At 71.4% G+C, this 10,243-nt stretch carries 8 protein-coding genes and 1 tRNA gene; 6 read left to right on the top strand and 3 right to left on the bottom strand.

Annotated features, from left to right (window positions below):
* Nucleotides 1-54: 54 nt before the first annotated feature.
* Both ACWDO5_RS33650 and ACWDO5_RS33645 read right to left on the bottom strand, forming a co-directional pair.
* Nucleotides 55-2,700: an SUKH-4 family immunity protein gene (locus ACWDO5_RS33650; RefSeq protein ID WP_450534354.1), complete on the bottom strand. Its 2,646-nt coding sequence runs from the start codon at nucleotides 2,698-2,700 to the stop codon at nucleotides 55-57.
* Between the two features lie 7 nt (nucleotides 2,701-2,707).
* The gene (locus ACWDO5_RS33645) at nucleotides 2,708-3,721 is read right to left on the bottom strand and encodes an HNH endonuclease (protein WP_450534353.1); all 1,014 of its coding nucleotides are present in this window, start codon (nucleotides 3,719-3,721) and stop codon (nucleotides 2,708-2,710) included.
* A 219-nt stretch (nucleotides 3,722-3,940) separates the two neighbouring features.
* Here ACWDO5_RS33645 and ACWDO5_RS33640 point away from each other — a divergent pair, with 219 nt between their 5' ends.
* Entirely contained in the window at nucleotides 3,941-4,456 is a 516-nt protein-coding gene (locus tag ACWDO5_RS33640) for a YwqJ-related putative deaminase (RefSeq protein ID WP_450534352.1), read from the top strand.
* A 10-nt stretch (nucleotides 4,457-4,466) separates the two neighbouring features.
* Nucleotides 4,467-4,958 (top strand): SUKH-3 domain-containing protein, encoded by a 492-nt coding sequence (locus ACWDO5_RS33635; RefSeq protein WP_450534351.1) that lies wholly within the window; start codon nucleotides 4,467-4,469, stop codon nucleotides 4,956-4,958.
* A gap of 32 nt (nucleotides 4,959-4,990) precedes the next feature.
* On the opposite strand, the gene ACWDO5_RS33630 is transcribed toward ACWDO5_RS33635, so the two are convergent.
* Entirely contained in the window at nucleotides 4,991-6,325 is a 1,335-nt protein-coding gene (locus ACWDO5_RS33630) for a sensor histidine kinase (protein WP_450534350.1), read from the bottom strand.
* Nucleotides 6,326-6,540: 215 nt separating this feature from the next.
* On the opposite strand from ACWDO5_RS33630, the gene ACWDO5_RS33625 reads away from it, so the two are divergent.
* The 4 genes from ACWDO5_RS33625 to ACWDO5_RS33610 all read left to right on the top strand — a co-directional run bounded on the left by ACWDO5_RS33625 (nucleotide 6,541) and on the right by ACWDO5_RS33610 (nucleotide 10,109).
* A tRNA-Gln gene (locus ACWDO5_RS33625) sits at nucleotides 6,541-6,612 on the top strand.
* Nucleotides 6,613-6,721: 109 nt separating this feature from the next.
* Complete coding sequence (glmU, locus tag ACWDO5_RS33620) at nucleotides 6,722-8,170, top strand: bifunctional UDP-N-acetylglucosamine diphosphorylase/glucosamine-1-phosphate N-acetyltransferase GlmU (protein WP_450534349.1); 1,449 nt, start codon at nucleotides 6,722-6,724, stop codon at nucleotides 8,168-8,170.
* A gap of 109 nt (nucleotides 8,171-8,279) precedes the next feature.
* Nucleotides 8,280-9,257 (top strand): ribose-phosphate diphosphokinase, encoded by a 978-nt coding sequence (locus ACWDO5_RS33615; protein WP_450534348.1) that lies wholly within the window; start codon nucleotides 8,280-8,282, stop codon nucleotides 9,255-9,257.
* A gap of 258 nt (nucleotides 9,258-9,515) precedes the next feature.
* Complete coding sequence (locus tag ACWDO5_RS33610; protein ID WP_450534347.1) at nucleotides 9,516-10,109, top strand: 50S ribosomal protein L25/general stress protein Ctc; 594 nt, start codon at nucleotides 9,516-9,518, stop codon at nucleotides 10,107-10,109.
* The last annotated feature ends 134 nt before the right edge of the window (nucleotides 10,110-10,243 follow it).

Here is a 10,243-nt window from a genome sequence, read left to right as displayed (position 1 = left end):
GGCGCCCGGCCTGATGTGCAGGCCGGGCGCCCCGGTGACTCGTCACATACGGCGTTACAGCAGTCCGTCCCACATCTGCTCGAGCAGCACCGACCACCAGCTCTCCGGCGACGCCAGCGCCGCCGGGTCCAGCGCGGCGAGCTGCGCCTGGAAGTCGACCGTCCAGCGGCCGGCCTGCTCCGGGTTGAGCCCGAAGCGCAGCCGCCACATCCGACCGAGCAGCGCCAGGCAGCGGGTGAATTCCGGCAGCCCGCTGTTCACGAACTGCGGCGCCACCGGCTGACCGCCCGGGCCCGCCTCCACCGGCACCGCCACGATGTGCGCCGTGCCGTACTGGACGCAGATCGCCCGGCCGAAGTCGCTGCCCACCACGAGGTACGAACCCGCGTCGGAGGCGGGCTGAATCTGCCGCTGTGCCGCGAGCTCCGCGAGCGTCGGGACGACCGGCTGGGCAGGCTGCGCCCAGAAGAACGGGTTGAAGTCGCCCGGCAGCCCCGCCCACACCAGTGTGGCCGCGACAATCTCCGGCACACCCTGACGCGAGACGGCCCGCTGGTCGAACCGGCAGATGCCCTGCGGCCCGAACGCGCCCACCAGTTCCTGCGCGACCCCCTCCGGGGGGATCGGCGGGATCGGCGCCACCTGCGGCAGCGGCGCCCGCACCGGCGCGGGGCGCGCCGGGCCGTCCGCGACCTGGTGCAACTCGCCCTGGTGGGTGAGGAGATGCTGCATGCCCTGCTGCCGGCTGGCGTGATCCCTGCCGTACGGAGCTACGGAGGTGATCCGCACCTGCGGCCAGGTCTCCCGGATCATCCGGGAGCAGTAGCCGCCGGGCAGCTCGCACGACTCCAGCTCGGTGTGCAGCTCCAGCACCTGCTGCGGCGGCACGTTCATGGCGCGCAGCTCATGCAGGATCTGCCACTCCGGGTGCGGAGTGCCGGGCGCCGAGCGGCGGATCAGCTGGGCCTCGGAGCCGTCGGGCGCGCGGTAGCGCAGCACGGCCTGGTAGCCGGGGCCGACCGTCGGCATGCTGGGCGGCGGCTGCTGCGGATAGCCGTACGCGGGCGGCTGCGGCGCATGCGGTACGGGGCCGGGGGGCGGGCCGGGAGGCGCACCGGGCGGACCGGGCGGCTGCGGCGCACCGGGGCCCATCGGGGCGGGTCCGGCAAGCATGGTCGCGGCGTGGTGCACGCCACCACCGGGCGGGCCGGGGGGCGCCGGCACACCGGGCGGACCCGGGGGCTGCGGCGCACCAGGGCCGCCCATCCGGCTCGGATCGGCCAGCATCGTCGCGGCATGGTGCACGCCACCACCCGGCGGCGGCGTACCACCGGGAGGACCGGGCGGACCAGGAGGCTGCGGAGCACCCGGAGCGCCAGGATGACCCGGGGGCTGCGGCGCACCAGGGCCGCCCATCTGGCTCGGGTCCGCGAGCATCGTCGCGGCATGGTGCACGCCACCACCCGGCGGACCAGGGGGCGTCGGCGCACCGGGCGGACCCGGAGGCGTCGGAGCAGCACCGGGCGGACCGGGCGGACCGGGCGGCTGCGGTCCCTCCGGACCCAGCTGCGAGACGAGCTGCGTCGGCAGATAGCCGCCCGCCGGAGCACCGGGAGCACCCGGCCCCGACGGCGGCGGCATCGCCCCCGGCCGCGCGCCCGGAGTGCCGGGAGCGCCGGGCGGCGGCGGAGTCGTCGGACCACCTCCGCGCGAGCCACGCGGCGGCAGGACCGCCTTGCTCGTCGCCGCGTCGGCGATGTCACCCGCGCTCGTACCGGAAGGCACCCCAGGCTGCTGGTTCAGCGCCGGGGCGACCGCGGTCCGCGGCAACTGGCTGCCGCCCGACATCAGCGCGGTCGGCGCATCCGCGCCCCCCGCGGGCGGCGGGGTGTCGTCGTCGGCCCCGGAGATCGGCGGCGCGAACACCGTGGCCGGCAGCGGCACGGAGGCGTCGTCCGATCCGGCGGCGCTGGTGTCCGTCCACGCAGCGGCCCCGGACGGCGTGGCGGGCACACCGTCGGATTCCGTCGGCTCGTAGTCGCCGCCACCGGCGCTGGGCCACAGCGACCCCCCGCGCGAGGCGTCGCCGCCCGAAGACCCGGCCGCGGGCCACGCCGACCCGGCGGCGGACGAAGTTCCGCCCGCCAGCGACGCGTTGGGGCCGGTGGCGCCCGAAGCGGCAGCGGGGGCCGACCAGTCGGCCCCGGCCGACGGCGCGCCCGCACCCGCAACCGCACCCGCACCCGCACCCGCACCCGCCGGCGCGTCGGAGGCAGCCGCCCCCGAACCCGAAGCCACCGCGCCGGACTCCGGCGACCGCCGGTCCGGGATCCCCAGCTTGTCCGCCGCCTCCTGGAGCCACTCCGGCGGGCTCAACAGGAACGACGTCTGATTCAGGTCGATGCGCTGCGGCGGCTCGGGCGCGGCAGCGGCTTTCTCCTGGACCCCGTACTCCTCCTCGTACCGGCGGATCACCTCACCCACCGGCAATCCCGGCCACAGCGTCGCCTCACCGCTGTCGCGGGCGATCACCAACCGCTGCTGCCCGCCATCGGAACGGGCGCCTGACTCGCGGTCCTCCGCCCAGAGAACAAAGCCCAGCTCGAACTCCCGCACCCGCACCTCACGGTGCTGATACGCGGGCACATCACCGTTGACCCACTCTTCCGCGCGCTCCTGCGCCTGCGCGAAGGTCACCATCGGACCGTCACCCCTCGTCCGAGATCGGGACGGCGTGCGCAAAGCCGCCGTCCACCATCAGGTTCGCCACGGTCTCCAGCTCCGGCGGATTACCCGCCAGGCGCTGCAGAAAACCGTCGAAGTCGTCGCCGCACGGCAGCAGCAGCCGCTCCACGCGCTCCTGCACGTTCCAGCCGTCCTGGTCCCGTGCGTCGTCGTACGCGCAGAACCACACCGAGCCGATCGCCGAGCCCTTGACCTTCACCGCCAGGATCCCGCCCTGGACGAACGCGACGCCCAGGTAGTCCTTGGTCAGGTGGTCCCGCAGGCACTTGTTGACGTACACCAGGTCATTGACCCCGGCCTCGTCCCGCACTGTGAAGAACGGCTGGTCGACCAGCAGCCCCAACTCGGCGTCGAGCGCCGCCCCGACCGGGGCGCAGCCGCCCGCCGCCTTGAGGAAGGAACGGTAGGCGCCCGGCAGCCGGTAACCCAGGTCCTCCTCGACGCCGAGCAGTTGATGCTCCGTCACCGACACCACGCCCTTGGGCAGGCCGAAGTGCGCGGGCCGGGTCTCCTGCAGCGGCCGGGTGCCCCGCTTGCCCTGGTCCACCAGCGTCGTCGCCAGGCCGCCGTGGTGCCGCAGCAGCGCCTTCACCTCGACCGGGACCAGTTCGAGACGGCGGGTGCCCGGCACGTGGTGCCAGGTCCAGCCGTGCGGCGTGGCGACCGCGGGAATCGTGGCCCACAGCGCATGGCTGTCGGCGTGCAACGCCGCATTCGCCGATACGTAGTCGGTGAGCCGCAGTTCGTCGACGCCAAAGCCCTCCGGGGGCTCGGCAATCTGCGCGGCGGCACGCGCGTACGGCGAAAAGTCCGGATAGCCGTTCTCGTCCACGCGCACACCTCTGGGGTGGCGGGATGCCCGGACCGGGTCCGGGAAGTTCACGACCTGCCCGGCGTAGGCCGCGTTCGGTGGCGCGGTTCGTCCCCCGGCCCGGGGGCCGGGAGGTGCCCCCAGCCCTTGCCGACCTGTCGTCATGGCGGTATGCCCCCTGCTGCGTTCCGGCTGGTTCAGGACAGCCTATGCGGTGGGGCAATAGGGAGAACGGACGCTCCACTTCCGTCACGAACAGTCACAAACGAGTGACCGTTTGCCGACGGGTCGACACGTTTCAGTGCCCCAGCTTCCGCACCCCCCAGCCCATTTGGCAGGCTGTAACGCAATCGGGGGAGTGCAGGGGGAGGGGACAACAACACCATGCACACAGCGCAACCAAGCACGCCTGGCACCTCAGGCGATCCACGCCTCCGCTGGAGCAGCACCGAGGCCCACCGCCCGCCCGCCCTGAACCACCGCCGCGACGGCATCCTGCCCACCGTCGCCGCGGCCCTCTCCGTCCGCGGCGAGACCCTCACCTGCACCGCGGGAAAGGGCGACCAGCCGCCCGTGCTCCACCCGCTCGTACAGGACTTCCTCGACACCCTCACCAGCGGCCAGCGCGAACGCTTCACCGGCCGCTGCCCCGAAGCGATCCTGCTCTCGCGCCATCTCACCGCCGCCGAATCGCAGCGCTCAAAACGGGCCCAGCGCAAACCGCTGACCCACAGCGAGGCGCGGCGGGCACTCAAACAGGGGAAACTCACCGCACGCCGCATCCGCGAGGACGGCGACCCGCTGCACGGCAGCTACGCACCACCCTGCCGTTCCTGCACGGCGATGCTCGACCACTTCGGGGTACGCCCCGTCGACCCGACCGCACCCGAGAACGGCTGAACCCGCACCGATGCCCGACCACCTCAGCACCACCCGGTTCCCGGTCGCGGTCGACGCCGCCCTGCGCGAGGCGGGGTGGCAGCCCGGCCGCTGGGACATAAAGCTGGCCGAGCACTGGGCGGACACGCTGCGCGCGTACACCTCACCGGCCGGCCACCAGCACGCGGTGTTCCCCGCGGCCGTCGAAGCCTGGGCGGAATTCGGCGGACTGCGCGTCACCGCCCCCGGCCCCGGCCGGCAGACGGCCCCCACGCCCGTGCACTTCGACCCGCTGGCCGGGCTCCACCTCGCCCGCACCCTCGCCGATCTGGGGCGCGCGCTGGACACCGAGATCTCCCCGCTCGGGGAGGAGGGCGACAACCAGGCGGTGCTGGCCATCGACGTCGAGGGCCGGGTCTACAGCCTCGACCACACCGGCGACTGGTACCTCGGCCCGGACATCGACCAGGCGCTCGCCACGCTGGTCACGGGCGCCCTGCCGGCCCGGCTCACGCTCGGCTGAGCCCGGGGCTGACCGGGGCTGACCAGTACAGGTCAGAGCTGCCGCTCGATGTACCCGTCCCGGTCCGGCAGCACCGCCGACACCCGGAAGCCGCCCACGTCGGTCGGCCCGGACACGAACACCCCGCCCAGCGCAAGCACCCTCTCCCGCATCCCCACCAGGCCGTTGCCACCGCTCGGCAGCCTCGCGGCCGTCGGCGCACCGTCGGCGTCCGGAGCGCCGTTCTCCACCTGCATGGCGACCTGGGCCTCGCGGTGCGCGAGCCGCACCATCACCTTCGCGCCGGCCGCGTGCTTGTGGACGTTCGTCAGAGCCTCCTGGACCACGCGGTACGCGGTCTGCTCGACCTCCGGCGCGTACTCCCGCGCCTCACCCTGGACCACGAGCTCGACCACCATCCCGGCCTGCCGTGACTGACCGACCAGACCCTCCAGGTCGGCGAGACACGGCCCGTCCTCGGCGGCGGCCGCAGCGGCGGCCGCGGCAACCCCCACCGCCACCAGCGGCACCGGCTTCGCAGCCCGCTGCTCGTCCTCGCCCGCCCGCAGCACGCCGAGCATCTCGCGCAGCTCGGTCAGCGCCTGCCGGCCCATGTCCCCCACCAGCGCGGCGTTCTTCACGGCCTTCTGCGGATCCTTGAGCGCCACCGCCTGCAGCGCGGCCGAGTGCACCACCATCAGGCTCACCCGGTGCGCCACGACGTCGTGCATCTCCCGCGCGATCCGGGTCCGCTCCTCCGTACGCGCCCACTGAGCCCGCTGCTCGGCCCGGTCGGCCAGCAGCGACAGCTCCTGCTCCAGGCTGTCCGCGCGCTCCCGCAGACTCTCCATCAGCCGGCGCCTGGCCCCTATGTAGAGACCGAACAGCACGGGCGGCGCGGTCAGGCCGAGCGACATGAAGCCCGCCATCGTCGGTACGTACCAGGCGCCGGGCTCCGGATTGAAGTCCGCGGACAGCACGTCCTGGCGTATCCGCACGTACGACACGATCAGCGTCGCGGCCAGCGACATCCCGGCGAGCGTCGCGGTGATCCGGCGCGGCACATCGGACGCGGCGAGCGTGTATAGCCCGACGACGCCCATCAGATAGCCCATCTCGGCGGGCGTGGTCGCGATCGACACCAGCACCACGGCGATCGGCCACCGCCGCCGCAGCACCAGCACGGACCCGACGACCAGCCCGAACATCACCCCGACGGGCACAGGAATCGCGGCCTTGTCCGCGAACGCCACACCCTCCAGAGCGCACTCGAAGGCGGAGACGAGCCCCAGCCCCACATCCAAGGCGGCACTGCGCCGCCGTCCCCACCACAGCCGGCTACGGGTGGTCGTGCCCGTGCCGTCCTGGTGTGCCCCCGTTGTGGTCATGCCTTCCAGCCTACGGGCGGGTGCGACTCATTTTCCGGGGAGTGCAAGCTCTGTCTGCGGTGACCCGACCTGCTCCATGTCCCAGGCGAGCGCTTGCGCTTCGCCGCGTCACCAAGAGCGCCGATCACTACCGTCGCATGGAAGGCGCTTGGTACGGCATAGTGTTGGGTGCCGATCCGGCAACCTGACCTAATGTCCGGTTTAGCCGCATCCCATCCCCCGTGGTGTAATTGGCAGCACTGTGGCTTTTGGTGCCATCTGTCCGGGTTCGAGTCCTGGCGGGGGAGCTTCGCAGTTCGGGTCCTGACCTCCACGGTCAGGACCCGCCCTTATTTCATATGCGAAACCCCCCGGTATCCTTCGGATGTCCACCACCCGAAGCCGAAGGGCATACCCGTGAGCGCCAACCGCCCGGCAGCCGTCGTCGTCCTCGCAGCGGGTGAGGGCACCCGCATGAAGTCGAAGACCCCCAAGGTCCTGCACGAAATCTGCGGGCGCTCGCTCGTCGGACATGTCGTCTCCGCCGCCCGCGAGCTGGACCCCGAGCACCTCGTCGTCGTCGTCGGCCATGCGAGTGAGCAGGTCAAGGGCCATCTGGCCGAGCAGTACGCCGGCACCCGCACCGCCTACCAGGCCGAGCAGAACGGCACCGGGCACGCCGTCCGGATGGCCCTCGAGGAGCTCGGCCGGACCCCTGAGGGAACCGTCGTCGTCGTGTGCGGCGACACTCCCCTGCTCTCCGGCGAGACGCTCACGGCGCTCGCCGCGACGCACGCCGCCGACGGCAACGCCGTCACCGTGCTGACCGCCGAGGTGCCGGACTCCACCGGCTACGGCCGGATCGTGCGGGACAGCGTCACCGGCACCGTGACCGCGATCGTCGAGCACAAGGACGCCACCGAGGAGCAGCGCGCGATCCGGGAGATCAACTCCGGGGTCTTCGCCTTCGACGGGCAGCTGCTCGCGGACGCGCTCGGCAAGGTGCGTACGGACAACAGCCAGGGCGAGGAGTACCTCACCGACGTCCTCGGCATCCTGCGTGAGGCCGGTCACCGGGTCGGGGCATCCGTCGCCGGCGACCACCGGGAGATCCTGGGCATCAACAACCGCGTTCAGCTGGCCGAGGCGCGCAGGCTGCTCAACGAGCGCCTGCTCGAGCGGGCGATGATGGCCGGCGTCACGGTCGTCGACCCGGCGTCGGTGCTCGTGGATGTGACGGTGACGTTCGAGCGGGACGCGATCGTGCACCCCGGGACGCAGTTGCTGGGCGCGACCCATCTCGCCGAGGGCGCCGAAGTCGGCCCCAACTCGCGGCTGACGGACACCACGGTCGGCGCGGGCGCGCGGGTGGACAACACGGTGGCGGACCGCGCGGAGGTCGGGGAGTCGGCGTCGGTCGGCCCGTACGCGTATCTGCGTCCCGGCACCCGGCTCGGTCTGAAGGCCAAGGCCGGTACGTACGTGGAGATGAAGAACGCCACGATCGGCGAGGGCACGAAGGTGCCGCATCTGTCCTACGTCGGCGACGCGACGATCGGCGATTACACGAACATCGGCGCCGCGAGCGTGTTCGTGAACTACGACGGCGAGGCCAAGCACCACACCACGGTCGGCTCACATTGCAAGACTGGCTCGGACAACATGTTTGTGGCACCCGTCACGATCGGGGACGGCGCGTACACCGCGGCGGGCTCGGTCATCACCAAGGATGTACCGGCCGGTTCGCTGGCCGTCGCCCGCGGCCAGCAGCGGAATATCGAGGGTTGGGTGGCTCGAAAGCGCCCCGGAAGCGCCGCCGCGCAGGCAGCCCAGGTGGTAACGGAACAGGTCGCCGAAGGGAACTGACCGGAAACCGGTGCGCCAATCTCGGCGTACCGTGATACGTGCACACAAATTCGGCTGGCTCACGTTCAGTACACCCGTGGCCAGAGGACACGTCTGAGGAGACAGTGCTGTGACCGGGATCAAGACGACCGGCGAGAAGAAGCTGATGCTCTTCTCCGGCCGCGCCCACCCCGAGCTGGCCGAGGAGGTCGCACACCAGCTGGGTGTCGGCCTGGTGCCGACGAAGGCCTTCGACTTCGCGAACGGCGAGATCTACGTCCGCTTCCAGGAGTCGGCGCGCGGCGCGGACTGCTTCCTGATCCAGAGCCACACGGCTCCCATCAATAAATGGATCATGGAACAGCTGATCATGATCGATGCTCTGAAGCGGGCCTCCGCCCGGAGCACCACCGTGATCATCCCGTCGTACGGCTACGCCCGTCAGGACAAGAAGCACCGTGGCCGCGAGCCGATCTCGGCTCGGCTGATCGCCGACCTGCTGAAGACCGCGGGCGCCGACCGCATCCTCACGGTCGATCTGCACACCGACCAGATCCAGGGCTTCTTCGACGGCCCGGTGGACCATCTCTCTGCGCTGCCGGTGCTCGCCGACTACGTGGGCGCGAAGGTGGACCGCGACAAGCTCACCGTCGTCTCCCCCGACGCCGGCCGGGTGCGCGTCGCCGACCGCTGGTGCGACCGGCTCGACGCCCCGCTGGCGATCGTCCACAAGCGCCGCGACAAGGACGTCGCCAACCAGGTGACGGTCCACGAGGTCGTGGGTCAGGTCGAGGGCCGCGTCTGCATCCTCGTCGACGACATGATCGATACCGGTGGCACCGTCTGCGCCGCCGCGGACGCGCTGTTCGCGCACGGTGCGGAGGATGTGATCGTGACGGCGACGCACGGCATCCTGTCCGGGCCGGCGGCGGACCGTCTGAAGAACTCCAAGGTGAGCGAGTTCGTGTTCACGAACACGCTGCCCGACCCGGGCGACCTGGAGCTCGACAAGATCACGGTGCTGTCGATCGCGCCGACGATCGCGCGTGCGGTGCGTGAGGTGTTCGAGGACGGTTCGGTGACGAGCCTCTTCGAGGAGCAGAGCTAAGGACGTACGAGAAAGGGCCGTTCCCACTGGGAACGGCCCTTTCTCATGCTCTTTCTCATGCCCGGCCGGTGGCCGAGTTCGGCACATCCCTTGATCGAATTGGGTGGCTCGCGGCACTCCGAGTAGACTGCCGGAGTTGCTCGGCGAGGGAGGCCGCACTTTCGGTGCGGCGGTCCGTTATCGACGCGCTCTTCGTAGCAGGCCTGTCGTGGCCGGGTGACCGCCACCAGAGTTCTTATCGCAATACGAGGAGTGCACATGTCCGAGGTGAAGCTCGCCGCCGAGATCCGTTCCGAGTTCGGCAAGGGTGCGGCCCGTCGCGTCCGCCGCGAGAACAAGGTTCCCGGTGTTCTGTACGGTCACGGCTCCGACCCGGTCCACATCACGCTGCCGGGCCACGAGCTGCTGCTCGCCCTGCGTACTTCCAACGTTCTGATCTCCCTGGACATCGAGGGCAAGACCGAGCTGGCCATTCCGAAGGCCGTGCAGCGCGACGCGATCAAGGGCTTCCTGGAGCACATCGACCTGCTCATCGTGAAGCGCGGCGAGAAGGTCAACGTCGAGATCCCCGTGCACACCGAGGGCGAGCTGGCCCCGGGTGCCTACCTGGTCGAGCACGTGCTGAACGCCCTGCCGGTCGAGGCCGAGGCCACGCACATCCCCGAGTCCGTCACGGTCTCCATCGCGGGCCTCGCGGCCGGCGACTCCATCCTCGCCAAGGACGTGCCGCTGCCGTCCGGCACGACCCTGGCCGTCGAGGACGACACCGTCGTCCTGCAGGTCCTGGCCGCGCAGGCCGAGGAGCCGACCGCCGAGGCCGAGGGCGAGGGCGAAGAGGCCGCGGAGGCCTGAGCCATAAGCTCTGCTTGACGGGGTGGGGGGGGGGGGGGCCCCCCCCCCCCCCCCCCGGGGGGGGAAATTCACAAAGACAAAACACCTGGGAAACACCCCCCGATTTACATGTTTAATCCCCCCGGCGACAACAG

This window comes from Streptomyces sp. NPDC000880 (assembly GCF_053599675.1).
The sequence above is the reverse complement of the archived record's forward strand: the minus strand, read 5'-3'. Positions and strand labels throughout refer to the sequence as shown.